This is a genomic window from Streptomyces sp. NPDC048411 (assembly GCF_040704695.1).
In the GTDB taxonomy this organism is placed as follows: domain Bacteria; phylum Actinomycetota; class Actinomycetes; order Streptomycetales; family Streptomycetaceae; genus Streptomyces.
In genome coordinates this window covers 1-15,763 of record NZ_JBEZKL010000160.1, presented here as the reverse complement: position 1 = coordinate 15,763, position 15,763 = coordinate 1, and the positions used below count along the sequence as shown (strand labels likewise).

At 70.1% G+C, this 15,763-nt stretch carries 17 protein-coding genes and 2 pseudogenes; 8 read left to right on the top strand and 11 right to left on the bottom strand.

What is annotated here, in order from left to right:
* Both AB0915_RS34225 and AB0915_RS34220 read left to right on the top strand, forming a co-directional pair.
* Window positions 1–175, top strand: a pseudogene (locus AB0915_RS34225) (IS6 family transposase); the annotation flags it as partial.
* Window positions 176–257: 82 nt separating this feature from the next.
* Entirely contained in the window at window positions 258–767 is a 510-nt protein-coding gene (locus tag AB0915_RS34220) for a hypothetical protein (RefSeq protein ID WP_366694772.1), read from the top strand.
* An 80-nt stretch (window positions 768–847) separates the two neighbouring features.
* Here AB0915_RS34220 and AB0915_RS34215 read toward each other — a convergent pair whose 3' ends face one another.
* From AB0915_RS34215 to AB0915_RS34170, 10 genes are all read right to left on the bottom strand, one after another.
* Complete coding sequence (locus AB0915_RS34215; RefSeq protein WP_366694771.1) at window positions 848–1,705, bottom strand: 4'-phosphopantetheinyl transferase superfamily protein; 858 nt, start codon at window positions 1,703–1,705, stop codon at window positions 848–850.
* A 70-nt stretch (window positions 1,706–1,775) separates the two neighbouring features.
* Window positions 1,776–2,291 (bottom strand): flavin reductase family protein, encoded by a 516-nt coding sequence (locus AB0915_RS34210; RefSeq protein WP_366694770.1) that lies wholly within the window; start codon window positions 2,289–2,291, stop codon window positions 1,776–1,778.
* The gene (locus AB0915_RS34205; RefSeq protein ID WP_366694769.1) at window positions 2,291–3,961 is read right to left on the bottom strand and encodes an AMP-binding protein; all 1,671 of its coding nucleotides are present in this window, start codon (window positions 3,959–3,961) and stop codon (window positions 2,291–2,293) included. Before AB0915_RS34205 ends, AB0915_RS34210 begins: the two co-directional genes overlap by 1 nt.
* Window positions 3,962–3,971: 10 nt before the next feature.
* Window positions 3,972–4,268: an acyl carrier protein gene (locus AB0915_RS34200; protein ID WP_366694768.1), complete on the bottom strand. Its 297-nt coding sequence runs from the start codon at window positions 4,266–4,268 to the stop codon at window positions 3,972–3,974.
* A complete protein-coding gene (locus AB0915_RS34195; RefSeq protein WP_366694767.1) occupies window positions 4,265–5,464 on the bottom strand; it encodes an acyl-CoA dehydrogenase family protein in 1,200 nt (399 codons plus the stop codon). Before AB0915_RS34195 ends, AB0915_RS34200 begins: the two co-directional genes overlap by 4 nt.
* Window positions 5,465–5,473: 9 nt before the next feature.
* Window positions 5,474–6,313 carry a hypothetical protein gene (locus tag AB0915_RS34190; RefSeq protein ID WP_366694766.1) on the bottom strand — a complete coding sequence of 280 codons (840 nt, stop codon included), beginning with the start codon at window positions 6,311–6,313 and terminating at the stop codon, window positions 5,474–5,476.
* A 17-nt stretch (window positions 6,314–6,330) separates the two neighbouring features.
* Entirely contained in the window at window positions 6,331–7,374 is a 1,044-nt protein-coding gene (locus AB0915_RS34185) for a U32 family peptidase (protein WP_366694765.1), read from the bottom strand.
* Window positions 7,367–8,575: a cysteine desulfurase family protein gene (locus AB0915_RS34180; RefSeq protein ID WP_366694764.1), complete on the bottom strand. Its 1,209-nt coding sequence runs from the start codon at window positions 8,573–8,575 to the stop codon at window positions 7,367–7,369. The genes AB0915_RS34185 and AB0915_RS34180 overlap by 8 nt, the downstream gene beginning before the upstream one ends.
* On the bottom strand, window positions 8,550–8,948 hold the full coding sequence (locus tag AB0915_RS34175) for an iron-sulfur cluster assembly scaffold protein (RefSeq protein ID WP_366694763.1): 399 nt from the start codon (window positions 8,946–8,948) through the stop codon (window positions 8,550–8,552). Before AB0915_RS34175 ends, AB0915_RS34180 begins: the two co-directional genes overlap by 26 nt.
* 5 nt (window positions 8,949–8,953) lie before the next feature.
* Window positions 8,954–10,105 carry a hypothetical protein gene (locus tag AB0915_RS34170; RefSeq protein WP_366694762.1) on the bottom strand — a complete coding sequence of 384 codons (1,152 nt, stop codon included), beginning with the start codon at window positions 10,103–10,105 and terminating at the stop codon, window positions 8,954–8,956.
* A gap of 141 nt (window positions 10,106–10,246) precedes the next feature.
* Between AB0915_RS34170 and AB0915_RS34165 the strand changes: the two genes are divergently transcribed.
* The 3 genes from AB0915_RS34165 (at window position 10,247) to AB0915_RS34155 (ending at window position 12,216) form a co-directional block, all read left to right on the top strand.
* On the top strand, window positions 10,247–10,618 hold the full coding sequence (locus AB0915_RS34165) for a BlaI/MecI/CopY family transcriptional regulator (RefSeq protein ID WP_366694761.1): 372 nt from the start codon (window positions 10,247–10,249) through the stop codon (window positions 10,616–10,618).
* Between the two features lie 160 nt (window positions 10,619–10,778).
* Window positions 10,779–11,636 carry a M56 family metallopeptidase gene (locus AB0915_RS34160; protein ID WP_366694760.1) on the top strand — a complete coding sequence of 286 codons (858 nt, stop codon included), beginning with the start codon at window positions 10,779–10,781 and terminating at the stop codon, window positions 11,634–11,636.
* Window positions 11,637–11,736: 100 nt separating this feature from the next.
* Complete coding sequence (locus tag AB0915_RS34155) at window positions 11,737–12,216, top strand: SRPBCC family protein (protein ID WP_366694759.1); 480 nt, start codon at window positions 11,737–11,739, stop codon at window positions 12,214–12,216.
* A 36-nt stretch (window positions 12,217–12,252) separates the two neighbouring features.
* On the opposite strand, the gene AB0915_RS34150 is transcribed toward AB0915_RS34155, so the two are convergent.
* Window positions 12,253–12,588 (bottom strand): metalloregulator ArsR/SmtB family transcription factor, encoded by a 336-nt coding sequence (locus AB0915_RS34150; RefSeq protein ID WP_366694758.1) that lies wholly within the window; start codon window positions 12,586–12,588, stop codon window positions 12,253–12,255.
* Window positions 12,589–12,904: 316 nt separating this feature from the next.
* Between AB0915_RS34150 and AB0915_RS34145 the strand changes: the two genes are divergently transcribed.
* From AB0915_RS34145 to AB0915_RS34135, 3 genes and pseudogenes are all read left to right on the top strand, one after another.
* Complete coding sequence (locus AB0915_RS34145) at window positions 12,905–13,627, top strand: cation transporter (protein ID WP_366694757.1); 723 nt, start codon at window positions 12,905–12,907, stop codon at window positions 13,625–13,627.
* 129 nt (window positions 13,628–13,756) lie between these two features.
* Window positions 13,757–15,337: a DHA2 family efflux MFS transporter permease subunit gene (locus AB0915_RS34140; protein ID WP_366694756.1), complete on the top strand. Its 1,581-nt coding sequence runs from the start codon at window positions 13,757–13,759 to the stop codon at window positions 15,335–15,337.
* A gap of 245 nt (window positions 15,338–15,582) precedes the next feature.
* Window positions 15,583–15,763 (top strand): annotated as a pseudogene (locus AB0915_RS34135) (IS6 family transposase); the annotation flags it as partial.

Sequence of the window (15,763 nt, the reverse complement as noted above, 5' to 3'; positions counted from 1 at the left end):
CTTCCGCGGCGCGGGCGCCGCGCAGCGGTTCCTGTCCGCGTTCACCGGCATCTCACCCCACTTCCGACCCCACCGCCACCTGATGACCGGCACCCGACACCGCACCGAAACGACCGTCCGCTTCACCATCGGGGAACAGAACACCGGCGTCACCGGCCGGCCTGCCGCAGCCTGAGCCCAGGGCCGGCACCCGGCCCCACCACACCTCAACACACCGTCAGACACCCACACACCCAACAACGTGACAACGCCCCGCCATGAACAACGGCCGCCAAGCCGGCACCGAACGACGCCGCACCCGCGTGGCAAACGCCATCACGGTCGCCCGGCGCGAAGGGGCGCCGCTGACTGCGTCGGCCATCGCGCGGGCCGCCCAAGTCGATCGCACCTTCCTCTACCGCCACCGCGACCTCCTAGAAGTCCTCCACACCGCGGCCCGTGAACCGGCTGCCCCGGCCGCGGGCGGGCCGGCCGTCACCCGGTCGTCGCTACAAGCCGACCTGGCCAACGCAGCGGCACGTAGTGCCCGCCGGGCCGCCCGCGTCCAGCAGCTCGAAGAGCGCCTGTCGAAAGCGCTCGGTAAAGAAGTCTGGCGGACCTCCGGTCTCGGGCCCCCCGCCGATGTCGCCGAGCTCAACACCCGCATCACCCTGCTCGAACAACGCAATGTCGAGCTGACTGGGGCGCTGGAGGAGCGGGAGGCCGAACTCGACGCAGCCCGCGCCGCGAACCGGGACCTGACCCGCGCTCTCAACCAGCGTGGCTGAGGCAACCGCGGGGCAGTTGCCGCGTGCTGGTAACGAGGGCAGCTCTGCGATGCGGCGGTATCTGTCAGTCGGGCCCTCGGTCACACGGATCGCAGTGGTTCAGGCACTCGCGGCCGCGTGATGGTTCGGCGGGATGTGGTGGTGCCGTTTGCCGCGAGGAGGGAGGGATGGGCGCGCGGGTGAGTGGTTCGCGTCCGAACCGTTGTGCGGTTGCGTGTTCCGGGTGGGAGCAGGAGGGCCAGGGAGGCTGCGTAGCCGGCTGGTGCGGTGATGGCGGTGAGGGTCCAGCCGTTTCTGACGGCGAGTTCTTCGTCGTCTTGCTGGGCCAGGCCGGTACCGACGTTGACCTGGTTGGGTGGGGTGGCCAGCCCTGTTCCGAGGCCTTTGAGGTAGGCCTCTTTGCGTGTCCAGCATCTGACGAGTGCGTCGTGGCGCCGGGCCGCAGGGAGGGCTTCGATGGCGGCGTGTTCGGCCGGGTGGAGGCGGCGGGCCAGGGTCTCGTGGCGGACGCGGTCAGTGGCCTCGATGTCGACGCCGATCGGGGTTCGGGCCAAGCCGATCGTGATCAGGTCGCGTACGTGGGAGAGGGAGAAGTGGAGTCCGGACGTGTGCTGCAGGATGGGTCGTCCGTGGGGTTCCTGGCACAGCGGGCAGTCCGCCCGTGCGAGAGCGACCTCGGCTGGGGGCTGTCCGAGGCAGCTTCCGAGGAGAGTGCGCAGGGCCAGGTGGGCGACGAGGTAGGTGTCCTGGCTGTGCGGGGTGGGGAGTTGCCGGACGCGGTTCTGCTCTTCGGGGCTGAGGAGGGCAATGTCTCCTCGCGCGACGGCGGCCAGGTGGGGGGTGGCGCGCAGGAGCCATATGTCGGCGTGGCCTCCCGGGGGCCTGTATCCGATGCGGGCGGGGAGGCCGAGGTGCCGGTGGAGCCTCTCGGTGCGCATGGGCTGCCTTCCTTGCTTCGGCCGTCGGCGCTTGTGCGGTGCGGGGTTGTTGGCTGCTCTGGCGTGCCGCTTACCGGATTCTGCGGTAGGCGGCGCGGTGGCGCAGGAGGGGGGATCCGTCGCCGTGGAGGGTGCGGGTCACGGTGGCCGTCAGGATGGTGTGGTCGCCGCCGGGGTGGGTGGCGGCGACGTGACAGATAGCGGCTCCGGCTGCGCCGTCCAGCAGCGGGACGTCGTCAACGAGGTGGTGGGGCACGGCGGCGAAGCGTTCCAGGACCGGTCCGTGGGCGAAGCGGTCGGAGGTGTCTTCCATGGCGTCGGTGAGGATGTTCACGGCGAAGGTTCGGTGGCTGAGGATGCGTGCCAGGGTGGCGGAGGTGCTTGTCAGGCAGGCCAGGATCATGGGCGGGTTCATCGACAGCGAGGTGACGGCGCTGGTGGTCATTCCCACAGGGCCCTCGGGTGACATCGTGGTGAGCACCGTGACCCCCGCGGGCAGTTCGCCCATCAGGCTGCGGAGGTCCCGGTGCGCTTCGGGCGTGCTGGGGCCGTCGAGGTGGTGTCCGCGGGGGACGGTGCTGTGCATTAGGTCAGGCCTCCGGTGAGGTACTGCCGTCGGAGCTGGGCACGCTGCCGCTTGCCGCTGGTGGTGCGGGGTATCTGGCCTCGGCGGACGAGGATGATCTCGCGGGGGGTGAAGCCGAAGGACTGGCGTACGAGGGTGGCGATCTCCAGGCGCAGTGCGGCGGCCTGGTCGGCGGGGGTGCGGGTCTCGATGACGGCGATGACGTGTTCGCCGTCGTTGTCGGCGTGGGAGAAGACGGCGCTGTTTCCCGCGCCGACGGCCGGGAGGGTTTCGATGGTCTGCTCGACGTCGTAGGGGGGCAGGTTGCGGCCGCGGACGACGATCATTTCCTTGAGGCGGCCGACGATGTAGAGGTCACCGTCGCGGTGGAAGCCGAGGTCTCCGGTGGCGTGGGTGCGCTCGGGGACGGGTGTTGGCCGGCCGTCCGGCTTGAGGTAACCGGCCATTACGGAGTCGCCGTGCAGGTGGATTTCGCCGATTTCGTTGTCTCCGCAGCGGGTGCCGTCGGGGTGGCGGATCTCGGCGGTGAGGCCGCCGACGGGCTGGCCGCAGGCGACGACGGTGATGTCGGGGCGGTCGTCGTGGGCGGGAGTGATCGTGTTGTGGTGGTGGAGGGCTTCGCGGTCGAGGCGGACGGCCTTGACGCGGCCCCATGAGTGTTCGGTGGCCGGGTACGGCTTGAGGGACATGGTGGCGCCCAGGACGGTCTCGGCCATGCCGTAGCAGGGCATGAGGGTGTCGGTGGCCAGTCCGTGGGCGGCGAAGGTGTCACGGAAGTCGACCAGGACGCTGTAGGGGATGGGTTCGGCGCCGACGTGGGCCTGCCTCAGCCGGGAGAGGTCCAGGTCTTGTGCGGGAGTGCGGCGGTAGCGCTCGACGGCGGTGCGGTAGCCGAAGGGCGGGCCACTGGTGATGGTGGCCCCGCGCTGGGATATGTGCCGCAGCCAGGACAGTGGGTCGCGTAGGAATCCCATGGGGGACATGGAGTCCAGCGGGGTGCCGCTGTGGAGCGCGGTGAGGGCGACGACGAAGCCCATGTCGTGGTGGAGCGGCAGCCAGTTGCAGATCCGGTCGTGGCCAGGGGTGAGCTGGAAGGCGGTCCGGAGCCCGTTGACGTTGGCGCTGACCTGCGCGTAGGTGAGGGTGGCGGCCTTCGGGGCGGTGGTCGAGCCGGAGGTGAGCTGGATGTGGTGGACGGTGTCCGGGCCCGGGATGGCTGGCTGGAAGGACTCCGGCGGGGCGTGCCGTAGGTCGTCGGGGTGCAGGTAGAGCGGGCCGGGAACCTGGGCGAGGGCCTTCGCGGTGTCCTCGTCTGCGGCGATGACGGCTGCCGGGCGGACGACGGAGAGGACGGCTGCGAACTGGCGCATGCCGGCGGATTGGACGTCCTGCGGGTTGGAGGGGATCACCACGGTGCATGGGGCGACACCGGCGAGGAGGCAGGCGGCCAGCACGGTGAAGTAGTCGGGGCTGGAGGGCATGGGGAGGACGGCCCTGTCGCCTGGGCGGAGTCCACGCTCGTGCAGGGCTGCGGCGGCGGTGCGGGCGCGGGTGTCGAGGTCGGCGTAGGTGATTTCGCCGGTGACGCCGCGGGAATCGAGGAAGGCCAGGCCACTGCTGTGGGCTGCGAGGGCGGTGTAGTCCAGCAGGGGCTGGGTGGCGGTGGTCATGGGGCCCCTTTCACTGGGCGGTGCGGGCGGCCTTGGCCTGGACGCGTTCCTGGACGAACTCGGCGAGGTCGGCGACGGTCTTGAACGCGAACGCCTTCTGTTCGGGGATGAAGACGCGGTACTCGGTCTCGATGCGGCTCATGGCGCTTACGAGGGTGATCGAGTCCAGCGGCAGGCTGAGCAGCGGGGTGTGGGGGCCGACGGCGTCGAGGTCGACGTGGGCGAGGTCCGCGGGCTCCAGCACTTCGGTGAGGGCGGTCTTGAGGGTGGCGGTGATCTGCTCTTCGGTGGGCTGGACGGCGGTCACGGTCGGGGCTCTCCTGTGGGTGCGGTGATGGTGTCGCTGCGCGGGTCCAGGCCGAGGGCGGCCTTGCCGATCATGTCCCGCAGCGCGTCGAGGTTGCTGCCCATGACGGCGCCGGCGCGGGCGTCGCGGTAGTGGCGCTCCAGCGGGTTGGTTCGCAGGAAGCCGTGGCCGCCTGTGACCTGCATGGCGGTGTCGGCGACGTCGATGGCGGCCTTGTTGCAGATGTACTTGGTGGTGTTGAGGACGCTGAGGACTTCCAGGGGATCGTTTTCGGCGGTCCAGGCTCCGTGCAGGAGCGCGAGGCGCGCGGTGTGGACCTGGGTGGCGATGTCGGCGATGTGCAGGCGTACGGCCTGGAACGCGGCGAGGGGCTGGCCGGTGGGGGCCAGGGTGCGGGTCATGACGTGGTGGTCGGCGAAGGCCTGGCAGGCGCGGGCGATGCCGAGGGAGGCCGCGGACAGTCCGAGGGTGAGGGCCGGCAGGGCGTGGGGCAGGTGTGCCATGCCGCCACCGGGCCCGCCCACAGTGGCCTGGGCAGGGATGCGGCAGTCCAGCAGGAGGGTGTTGGCGCTGTTCGCGCGCATGCCCATGGCGTCCCAGACTTCCTTGACCTGCAGGCCGGGCTGGGCTGCAGGAATGATCGCCATGGTCTGGGAACGCCGGAAGTCGGTTTCGCCGCTGTGGCCGTTGATGACGTAGTAGTCGGCGTGGCCGGCTCCGGTACAGAACGCCTTGGTGCCCTTGAGGTGAATCTGGTCGCCGTCGACGGTGGCGCGCAGCTGCGGGTTGAGGATGTTGCCGCCGGTGCCGGGTTCGGAGAAGCCGAAGCTGAGGAGTTTGCCTTCTGTGGTGACTTCCTTGAGGACTTGGGCGGCGTAGGGGTTGGTGGGTGCGTCGGCGGCCAGGAGGCGGGCGGCGCTGGAGTGCATGGCGAAGATCAGGGCGGTGGAGCCGCAGGCTTCGGCGAGTTCGGCGACGGCCAGCGCCCAGGACGTCAGGTCGGCACCGGTGCCGCCGTACTCGGTGGGGATGAGCAGGCCGAGCAGGCCCGCGTCGTGGAGGTCGGTGATGTTGGCACGGGGGAAGGCTGCGTCGCGGTCGTACTGCGTGGCGCGGGGTGCGAGGAAGGCGCGGGCTGCCGCTCGGGCTTCGTCGACGATGTCTTGCTGATCGGTGCTCAGGGCGAGGTCGACCATGGCGTCCTCCTACAGGTGTGCTGCCAGGGCCGGGCGCAGGGTGGCGGTGCGCGCGGCGAGTTCTGGGGGTGTGTGGAAGCGGGCGTCGACGATGACGTCGCTCGTCGTCGGCGTGGCTGGGGCGGTGGCCTGCGCGTATGCGGTGTTGCCGTAGACGATCAGGTGGGGCTGGTGCGGGCGGTCGGCGACCGGGATGGGTTCGCGGTGGCCGTGGCCGAGCTGCCAGCGGTGGGTGGCGGTGAGCCCGATCGGGCTGTCACAGGCGCTTGCGCAGTTGGGCGGGGCCAGGTGATGGTGGCGGGCGGTGGGGCAGGCGCGGGCCCAGGCCACCGGGGTGATGTCCGCCAGGCGGCGCACCGTCCAACCGGCAGGGGCATCGACGGCCGCTGCGCTGTCGGCTTCCAGGACTCGGACGCCGAAGGCGGCGTACTCGGTGAGGAAGGCGTCGTCGTAGGCGGTGGGCTCGGCAGGGTGGCGGGGCTCCTCGGCCGCGTCGTGCGCTCGGCCGGGACGCAGGGCCAGGCCGAGGACGAGTTCGCAGGTGGCGGGTGCGCGGTCGGCGAGGTGGGCGAGGGTGCCGAGGTCGTTGACGGTGCAGGTCAGCGGCCCGTCTTCGGCCAGGGCGAGCGCGGTGTCGGCCTGGATGCCGGCGTGGCGCTGCCAGGCGGTGGGCAGGACGAGGCCGGCGCGGAGGCCGGCGGTGCGGATGCGGTCCAGCGAGTGACGCAGTGTGTCGGTGTCGGGGAGCTTGTGGTGGCAGCCCTCCTGGCCGATGCTCACGGCGTCGATGTCCAGGGCGAGGACTTCGGTAAGGCGTGCGGGTGTGGTCAGGCGGATGTCGACCGGCATGGTGGTGTCCTCCTGTCTCACACGTGTGCTCGGCGGCGGGGGGTGTCGCGGAAGCGGCAGCGCTGCTGCTCGCACATCCGGGGCACCCAGCCCATCTGCCAGGTCAGTTCGATGCGGTCGATGTCCTCGATGGTCTGGCGGGTGCTCCAGCCCTTCTCGATGCCGTTGAGGGCACGCCGGTACATCTGGGTGATCTTGGCGTTCTGGCGGACGATGGGGCTTTCCCGGCCGGGGATCTGCAGGGCCTTGACGCCGAGGGCGGCCAGGGAGGGGATGTCGCACAGGGCGCAGTCGGAGGCGCCGTCGAGGAACCCGCCCAAGTCCCGGGTTGCCGCGCTGTCGTTGTCGTCCTGGTAGCCGACGCGGCAGCCGAGGCCGGCCCCGCGCTGGTCGGGCAGGCGGCAGGAGTGGCAGTCGGCGCCGGATCCGGTCTGCACGGGCACTTCGACCTCGATGCCGTCGAGCCGGCAGAACGCGGCGATCTCATCGAGGCCGGAGGCGTGCGGGGTGACGATGCGGCCGATCCGGTAGGTGTCGCGCAGGTGCCGGGCGAAGGCGGTGGTGGTGACGCCCATGCCGCCGGCCGCGGTGAGCGGGATGGTGGGGTGGGTGTCACGGACCTGGCGGGCGGCGGGCAGGGAGGCGACCATGACGCTGTCCGCGCCCGCGTCGATGCCCTGGGCGACGTGGGCGAGGTAGGCCTCGCGTAGGTCGGCGGGGATGGCGGGAGCGTCGGCGGCCAGATGGACGCGCAGGCCTGCGTCGTGTGCCTGCTTGGTGATCGATTTCAGGAGGCGCGGGTTGGAGATCTGGGTGGGGTCGCCGTCCCGCCGGCCCGGCAGGGCGTCGAAGCTGACGCCTGCCGGGGAGCGGTGTGCGACGTAGACCTCGCTGGCGCCGCCCGCGATCTGCAGTTCCAGCATCTGCAGGTTGCGTACGGGGGCGTTGATCTCCACCTGCCGGGCGGTTGCCGGGTCGGGGTGGGAGACGAACGGTGCCTCGTGGGCGGTGTGCGGGGGTGCGAGCGCGAACTGGTCGCTGATGTGCGCGGTCTCAGACACGGCTCGCCTGCGGGGTGATCGGGCCGAGTGCGCGCAGTCGGCCGACCGCGGCCACGGTCAGGCGGGCGGCTTCCTCCACCTCGGTGAGGGTGGTGGTGTGGCCGGTGCTGAAACGGATGGCTGCCTTCGCCTGTTCCGGCGGGATGCCCATGGCGGTCAGGACATGGGAGGGGCTGTCGCTGCCGGCGTGGCAGGCGGATCCCGCGGAGACGCACACCCCGTGCACGGCCAGGACGTCGACGAGGGTGTCGCCGCGCAGGCCGGTGAAGGAGATGTTGAGGGTGTCGGGCAGGGTGGGTGCACCGTCGCCGTTGATGTGGAAGTCACCCGCCTGACCGAGGCCGCGCAGGAGCGCGTCGCGCAGGGCGTAGCGGTGGGCCTGGACGGCGGGGTCGTCCAGGTGGGCGAGGGCGGTGCGGGCGGCCGCGGCCATGCCGAGGATGCCGGGGACGTTCTCGGTGCCGGCGCGCAGGCCGCGTTCCTGGCTGCCGCCGCGGATGAGCGGGGCGAGGCGGACGTGGTCGGCGACCTTGAGGGCTCCGATGCCCTTGGGACCGTAGAACTTGTGGGCCGAGACGGAGACGAGGTCGGCTTCTGCGGGGATCGGGAGCTTGCCGGCGGCCTGGACGGCGTCGGTGTGCAGGAGCGCGCCCGCCTGGTGGGCGATGGCGGCGATTTCGCTGATGGGCTGGATGACGCCGGTCTCGTTGTTGACCTGCATCACCGATATCAGGGCGGTGTTCGGCCGCAGCGCCTGGCGGATGGTGTCGGGGTCGATCCAGCCCCGGCCGTCGGGGTTGACGATGGTGACCTCGGCACCGAGCTTGCGGGCGAGTTCGCAGGCTTCGAGGACGGCCGAGTGCTCGATGGCGGTGGTGATGAGGTGCACGGGCTGCTCGGCGGCCAGGACGGTTCCGCAGATCGCCAGGGCGTCGGACTCGGATCCGCCGGCGGTGAAGACGACCTCGGCCGGGGTGCAGTTCAGCAGGGCGGCGAGCTGCTCACGGGAGGCGTCGAGGGCTTCCTTGGCATGGTCTCCGGCCTCGTGGCGGCTGGAGGGGTTCCCGGTGATCGTCATGCCGTCCAGGACGGCCTGGCGGGCCGGGGTACAGATCGGGGTGGTGGCGGCGTTGTCGAGGTAGATGCCCGTCTCGTCCTCGCTGGGCAGGGACGGGCTAGGAACAGACGAGGGGTGCGTCATCGGCTACTCCTTCCCGGTGGTTGCGCAGGAGGCGCTGGGCGACCTGGCGGCCGAGCGCGGTCACGTGGCGCTGGTCGGGCGAGAGCCGGCCCAGGAGGGTCTCCACGTGCTCGTCGTCCCAGGCCTCGACGGAGTCGAGGGGCTGGCCGTGGAGGGCTTCGGTGATGACGCTGGCGGTGGCCAGGGAGGCGGCGCAGCCGTGGGCGCGGAAGCGGATGTCGGCGATGGTGCCGTCGGTGATGCGGGCGGTGAGCATGATCTGGTCGCCGCAGACGGGGTTGCCGATGAAGGCGGTGACGTCCGGGTTCTCGACCTCGCCGGGGTTGCGCGGGTTGGTGAAGTGGTCGACGACGGTGGGGCTGTAGCGGGGCATGATGCTCAGCCCTCCGTGCCGGTGGCCGGCTGGGGGACCTCGCACTCGGCGACGATCTCCTGGCTGTCGATGAACTTCTCGATGCTGACCGCGCAGCAGCCGAGTTCGGCGCCCTGCAGGCGGCGGCGGAAGGAGACGGTCTGGCCGGTGCGGCCGCAGGGGCAGGGGGTGTGGTCGACCTCGCCGACGTCCTCGCTGAGGATGAAGGCGGGGTAGCCGGTGCTGAGGGCGTCCAGGAGGGCGATGACGCCGGTCTTGCCCGGCTCCAGCTCGACGTCGGTGTTCTCGACGTCGCGGATGGAGATGTAGGACCACGGCGGCACGTGCTTGCGGTGGTGCTCGCACTCCATGGCCAGCATGTTCGACTCGATCATGCCGTACATGTCGCGGACGTTCTCGGCGGGGATGCCGAGGTAGGTCTCGATTTTGGAGTTGAACTCCTCGCGGCTGATGGACTCGCCGGTGTAGCGCTTCCAGCCGCCGAGGGTGATGACCAGGGAGTCGGGGTCGAGCTGGAGTCGGATGTCCTCCAGTTCCAGGAAGCGCAGGAGGCGGCCGACGAGGAAGGGCGGGCCGATGATGTGGCGGGTCATCGCGTCCTCCCACCCTTCGAGGCGGGCGAGGGCCTCGGCGGGGTCGAAGGCGTAGTCGCGCACGATGTAGGCGTGGTCGTCCAGGAGACCGTTGAGGACGTTGAAGGCCTTGACCATGCCCATCTCGGGGGTCTCGGCGGTCGAGGGGCACAGGAAGAGGCCCGCGCCGTTGCCTACGCCGAAGAACTCGCGGTACTGGGCGAAGATCCCGGTCAGGACGCGGCTGGTGGTGGTGACGTCTCGGCGGGCCACGCTGGGCACGCCGCCGGTGCCGGTCGAACGGATCTCCAGCTCGACGTCGGTCAGCGGGGCGGTCATCAGGACGTGCGCGTCGGGCTGCTTGAACATCCGCACCGGCAGCAGCGGGATCTTCGTGAGGTCGGCGAGCTGGGTGATCTCGCTCGGCTTGATGCCGGCGGCCTCGCACTGGGCGCGGTAGAAGGCGTTGTGCTCGGCGTGGTGGGCGAAGTTGTCGCGCAGCGCGGCGGTGACGGATGCCTGACACTCGCCGTCGGCCTGCCGGAAGGCCGCTTCCGGGCAGCCGAGCATGGTGAAGAAGTCCATGAATCCCCCTTGTTTTCACGGCATTTGAAAAAGGCACGCGGGAGGGAGGCGAGGCGCCGTCCGGCTCACCGCAGCAGTTCTACTATCGCAGTAGTACTACGGCGATAGTCAAGCAGGAATCGATCGCCTATGCTGTCGGCCATGGCGCAACTGGGTGACCTTGAGCGGACGGTGCTGGACTGCCTGTGGCGGTCCGAGCAGCCGCAGACGGTCCGTGAAGTACACGAAGCACTCGCAATGACGCGACGCATCGCGTACACGACCGTGCTGACCACGCTGCAGCGCCTGGCCCGCAAGGGCCTGGTCAAGCAGGACACCCAGACCCGGGCCCACCTCTTCAGTGCCGTCGCCACCCGCGAGGTGCTGTTCGCCGAGCTCATGAGCGACGCACTGGGCATCGCGGGCGACGACCACGAGGCGATGCTGCGGTTCGTCGACGTCATCAGCCCCGAGGCGCGCCAGGCACTGGCCGACACCCTCGGCCGGCAGGACAGGAATCACGACACGACCTGAGCCTGCGGCGCACGGGGCGCCGAAGGCTGTGCTCGAACGGACCGTTCCGGGGGCGGGACCAGTCCGACCGCAAAACGGGCACGAATGAGACAAAATGTACGGGGGATATGTGGATGCGCTCTGTCTTGTGCTGTTGTCAGTAGTCCTCGCGGGAGCGACCATGTCGGTCGTCTCCGTTGCCGACTGGCCCTACAGGGCGCCGTGCGCGGCGCTGTCGCTGTGGGTCGCCGGCATGGTCGGGGCGCTCACGGCCCTGCTCGCCGGGACGTACGCGTTCGCCACGCACGTGGACGCCACGCTCAACCACCGCGTGCTGAGTGTGCCGGCGGATGTGGTGGCACTCGCCGCCGCGTGGCTGTTCGCCGGGCGGGTGGCGTACTCATTCCTGAAACTCCACCATGCCGCCTGCAAGCGGCGGTCCAAGCACCGGGCCCTGCTGGAACTGTTCGGCCAGCCTTCCAGGGCCCGCCGCGCGATGGTCCTGCCCAGCCGACAGCCCCTCGCCTACAGCGTCCCGGGGCCCGCGGGCGGGCACGCGGTGATCTCCGACTCGCTGCTGGACCGGTTCACTGGCGCCGAGGTCGACTCGATCCTGGCCCATGAACAGGCCCACCTCGAAGAGCGCCACCACCTGTTCACCGAGCTGTGCGAGGCACTGCGCTCGGCGCTGCCCAAGGGACAGATGGCCGTCCGCTTCGCGGAGCGGTTCGGCGCACTGATCGAAATGCGCGCCGACTGCGCGGCCCGCAACCAGTGCGGCCGGCACGTCACCGCCGACGCACTCGGCCGCTGGACCGCCGAACCCATCACGGATACGGCACCCGTGCCCGTCACCCGTGCGGCGGCCCGCACCTGCCAGGTCAGCGCCCGCCGCTACCACCTGATCAACCACCCCAAGTGCTGCAGCTCCATGACCGCCGCGGGCGCATTCGCCGCGGCCTGCTCGATCGCTGCGGCACCCGTCGCCCTGATAGGCGCCGGCGCACTCTCCGCCATCTGCAACCTGGTCTGCGGATAGCCCGCCGGCCCCGGACCGGGTGGTCCGGGGCCGGCCCGCGGGCGGGTGCCGGTGCACGTCACAGACCCGGTCCTACCCCTGTGAAAGGAAACCGTCCGTCATGTCGAAGACCGTCTCCGAGTCCATAGAGATCCAGGCGCCGCCGAAGGCGGTGTACGACGCCGTCACCAACGTCGCCGACATGGGCCGCTGGAGCCCTGAATGCACCGGCGCGGCCGTCGAGAGCCCCGCCGTCCGCGTCGGGATGCGCTTCACCGGCCACAACAACTCCGCCAAGGGCCGGCCATGGAACACCAACTGCACCGTCACCGCCGCGGACGAGGCAAGGGAGTTCACCTTCGACGTCGAACGCATCGGCCTGTCGATCGCCACCTGGAGCTACACCTTCGAGCCCGTAGCAGGCGGCCAGGCCACCAAGGTGACCGAGACATGGACCGACTCCCGGGGCCGCGTCATGCACTTCATCGGCCCCCTCGTCAGCGGCATCCACGACCGCGCCACCCACAACCGCCAGACCATGAAGGTCACCCTCCAGCGACTGAAGGAAGCGCTGGAGAGCCCCGACCGCACCACCGCCTGACACCACGGGGCTCCGGCCCCCGCCCGGTGGCGGGGGTCAGCAGCAGCCCTTCTCCTCCGCGTCCGGGCAGGTGCGGTCCGCCTCCACCGCGATCACGGCGGAACGCAGATCATCCAGCGCATGCCCCAGACGCTCATCGCTGAGCTCGTAGCGGGTGCGGCGCCCCACCGGCACCGCCACCACCAGGCCGCAGTCACGCAGGCACGCCAGATGGTTCGACAGCCGTGTCCGCGAGATCCCGAGCCGATCCGCCAGATCCGCCGGATGCGCCGGCGCCTCACGCAGAGCCAGCAGCAACTGGCAGCGGATCGGATCGGCCAGCGCACGGCCGAACCGGGCGAGTACCTCAACCTCGGGAGCGATAGTCAACATGCCCCCAGAGTACCCACATCCCTGAATTCAGCTACATCTGAACTGTCGATTCGCGCGCCGACCAGGGCAAACGTGCGCAGCGGCGGCGTAAGTGCACACCAAATCTAGTTCAGCTTCTTGTGAATTCAGAACTTTCTGTACTAGCTTCGAGGGGTGCCGGCCTCCAGCAGGCTGCCCGTATCCCCCTTCACCACTGTCCCGCCCCCGGGACCGGCGGCACCACGCATACCCCGACCGCATCCACCGCCCGCCCCCTCGCCGCTCCAAGACAGCGCGCCCCCCGACTCTCCCTCTGCACCGACGCGAAGGACCACCGATGGCCGCCGACATCTCGCTAGGACCCGCCCCGGCACGGCGCGACCTGCTCGCCCGCCGCATACGGCTGCTGGTCGCCGCCACCATCACCTACAACGTCATCGAAGCCGTCGTCGCACTGACCGCCGGCACGATCGCCTCCTCCACCGCCCTGATCGGCTTCGGACTCGACTCCCTCATCGAGGTCTCCTCCGCCACCGCCGTCGCCTGGCAGTTCTCCGCCCGCGACCACGCCGTACGCCAGGCACGAGAGAAGAAGACCCTGCGCATCATCGCGGTCTCCTTCTTCGCTCTCGCCGCCTACGTCACCGTCGACTCCATACGTGCTCTGACCGGCAGCGGCGAAGCCCAGACCTCCACCACCGGCATCATCCTGGCCGCCCTGTCACTGGCGATCATGCCGTTCCTGTCCGCCGCCCAACGGCGTACCGGACGTGAACTCGGCTCCGCCAGCGCGGTCGCCGACTCCAAGCAGACCCTGCTGTGCACCTACCTCTCCGCAGTCCTGCTCGTCGGCCTCCTCCTCAACACCGCATTCGGCTACACCTGGGCCGACCCCATGGCCGCCCTGGTCATCGCCGCCATCGCCATCCGCGAAGGCATCGAGGCCTGGCAGGGCAAGGGCTGCTGCGCCCCCACCACCACCCACGCGCACACCCACGAGGCTGCGCCCGTGAAGACGGCCGACAGCTGCTGCGGCCCGAACTGCACTTGCTGCGGCTAACCCCCGAACCGCCGTCCGGCCTGGTCTCCCCCGTCCGGGCCGGACGGCATTTCCACGCCCGCCCCAGCCGGCTGCGGACGGCGCCCGCCCCGCACCCATCACACGACCCGTCACGTCCGAGGAGCACTCGTGCCATCGACCCGACCCATCACCACCGACCCGACCGCGGCCCCAGCTCCGGCCCGCCGACGCTGGCTCGCGCTCGCCGCACCCGTCTTCGGGCTGATGGTCGTCGGCCTCGACGCGACCATCCTCACCGTCGCGCTGCCCACCCTCTCCAACGAGCTGTCCGCCACCACCACCGAACTCCAGTGGTTCACCGACGGCTACACCCTCCCCTTCGCCGGACTCCTGCTGCCCTTCGGCGCGCTCGGCGACCGCATCGGACGACGCAAGGTCCTCATCGGCGGCCTGCTCCTGTTCGGCCTGGGATCACTCATGGTCATGGGCGTCGACAGCTCCGAAGGCCTGATCATCGCCCGCGTCATCATGGGCGCAGGCGCGGCCGCCATCACCCCCCTCGCCCTGGCCATCGTGCCTCTGATGTTCCCCGCCGCCGAACGCGCCAAGGCCATGGCCATCACCACCGCCGGCTTCGCCCTCGGCGTCCCTCTCGGCCCCCTCGCCGGCGGCTGGCTCCTCGACAACTACTGGTGGGGCTCGATCTTCCTCATCAACGTCCCCGTCATCGTCCTGGCCATCACGGGCATTGTGCTCTTCGTCCCCGAGACCAGGGCCGCCAACGCCAAGCGACTGGACCTCATCGGCGCCGCCCTGTCCATCGTCGGCGTCACTGCCTTCGTCTACGCGGTCATCGAAGTCCCCAACGCCGGCTGGAGCGACCCCGCCGTCCTGCTGCCCGGAATCGGCGGGATCATCCTCCTCGTCGCGCTGGTGATCTGGCTGCGCAAGACCGCAAGCCCCCTCGTCGACCTCGGCTTCTTCCGCAACAAGCGCTTCACCTGGGCCAGCATCACCGTCTCACACGTGATGTTCATCCTCTTCGGGGTCCTCTTCGTCGTCCCCCAGTTCTTCCAGCAGGTCCAAGGCAAGGACGCCTTCTCCACCGGCCTGCACCTGCTCCCCCTCATCCTCGCCCTCGTCGTCGCTGCCCGCCTCGGCGGCCGCATCGCCGAACGCTCCGGCCCCAAGGCCGTCATCACCGTCGGCATGATCATGTGGACCATCGGCCTGCTCGTCCTCGCAGGCGTCGACGCCGACACCGACTTCACCGTCACCGGCAGCGCGCTCGCACTCATGGGAGCCGCCCTCGGCTTCACCATGCCCACCACCCTCGACATGATCCTCTCCTCACTCCCCGAGGAACACGTCGGCGCCGGCTCCGCCCTGGCCAACTCCATGCGCCAGATCGGCGCCTCCATCGGCGTCGCCATCCTCGGCTCCACCCTCAACGCCCTCTACCAGAGCGGCGTCGACCCCGACGTCCCCGCCCAGCTCCCCGCCGAGGCACAAGACGCCATCCTCGACAACGTCGCCGCAGCCGCAAAAGCCGCCGAGAAACTCCCCGCTCCCCAGGGCGGAACACTGCTGGAATCCGCACAAGACGCCTTCGTCTCCGGCATGAGCGCCGTCGCCTTCATCTGCGCCAGCCTCGCCGCCCTCACCACCATCCTCGTCATCACCTTCCTGCCCACCCGGGAAAAGAACACCGCCCCGCTGAAGACGGTCGAGGCACCGACAACCGCATAACCGAAGCCGGGACCGTTCGCCGCACAGGCCGACGGTCCCGGCCCCACACGCGTCACCCCAAGCGGTGATAGCGCCACACCTGTTGCACCGAATACTCTGGGCACTCCGCGCGTTGAGCTGAACAAACTCACCGTCTGCTCCGTTGCACCACACCCCGCGCCCCAGAGAACCCCCTGTGCGGCGCTGTCACGTTGGCTGACCGGATGGGATGATCTTCTGGTTGATCATGCTGGAGGGGGCTGTCCGTGGAGAGCGCGTCGCCGTCGTACAGGGGTCACCGGTATCCGGTTGAGGTCATCTCCCACTGCGTGTGGCTGTACTTCCGATTCCCGCTCAGCTTCCGCGAGGTGGAGGAGCTGATGCTCCAGCGCGGTGTGATCGTCTCGCATGAGACGGTCCGCCGCTGGTGTGGGAAGTTCGGGCAGG

Excerpts from the sequence above, each read along its gene's own strand:
- AB0915_RS34220 (WP_366694772.1), top strand. The coding sequence starts at position 258 with ATGAACAACGGCCGCCAAGCCGGCACCGAACGACGCCGCACCCGCGTG.
- AB0915_RS34215 (WP_366694771.1), bottom strand. The coding sequence starts at position 1,705 with ATGCGCACCGAGAGGCTCCACCGGCACCTCGGCCTCCCCGCCCGCATC.
- AB0915_RS34210 (WP_366694770.1), bottom strand. The coding sequence starts at position 2,291 with ATGCACAGCACCGTCCCCCGCGGACACCACCTCGACGGCCCCAGCACG.
- AB0915_RS34205 (WP_366694769.1), bottom strand. The coding sequence starts at position 3,961 with ATGACCACCGCCACCCAGCCCCTGCTGGACTACACCGCCCTCGCAGCC.
- AB0915_RS34195 (WP_366694767.1), bottom strand. The coding sequence starts at position 5,464 with ATGGTCGACCTCGCCCTGAGCACCGATCAGCAAGACATCGTCGACGAA.
- AB0915_RS34190 (WP_366694766.1), bottom strand. The coding sequence starts at position 6,313 with ATGCCGGTCGACATCCGCCTGACCACACCCGCACGCCTTACCGAAGTC.
- AB0915_RS34180 (WP_366694764.1), bottom strand. The coding sequence starts at position 8,575 with ATGACGCACCCCTCGTCTGTTCCTAGCCCGTCCCTGCCCAGCGAGGAC.
- AB0915_RS34175 (WP_366694763.1), bottom strand. The coding sequence starts at position 8,948 with ATGCCCCGCTACAGCCCCACCGTCGTCGACCACTTCACCAACCCGCGC.
- AB0915_RS34170 (WP_366694762.1), bottom strand. The coding sequence starts at position 10,105 with ATGGACTTCTTCACCATGCTCGGCTGCCCGGAAGCGGCCTTCCGGCAG.
- AB0915_RS34165 (WP_366694761.1), top strand. The coding sequence starts at position 10,247 with ATGGCGCAACTGGGTGACCTTGAGCGGACGGTGCTGGACTGCCTGTGG.
- AB0915_RS34160 (WP_366694760.1), top strand. The coding sequence starts at position 10,779 with ATGTCGGTCGTCTCCGTTGCCGACTGGCCCTACAGGGCGCCGTGCGCG.
- AB0915_RS34155 (WP_366694759.1), top strand. The coding sequence starts at position 11,737 with ATGTCGAAGACCGTCTCCGAGTCCATAGAGATCCAGGCGCCGCCGAAG.
- AB0915_RS34150 (WP_366694758.1), bottom strand. The coding sequence starts at position 12,588 with ATGTTGACTATCGCTCCCGAGGTTGAGGTACTCGCCCGGTTCGGCCGT.
- AB0915_RS34145 (WP_366694757.1), top strand. The coding sequence starts at position 12,905 with ATGGCCGCCGACATCTCGCTAGGACCCGCCCCGGCACGGCGCGACCTG.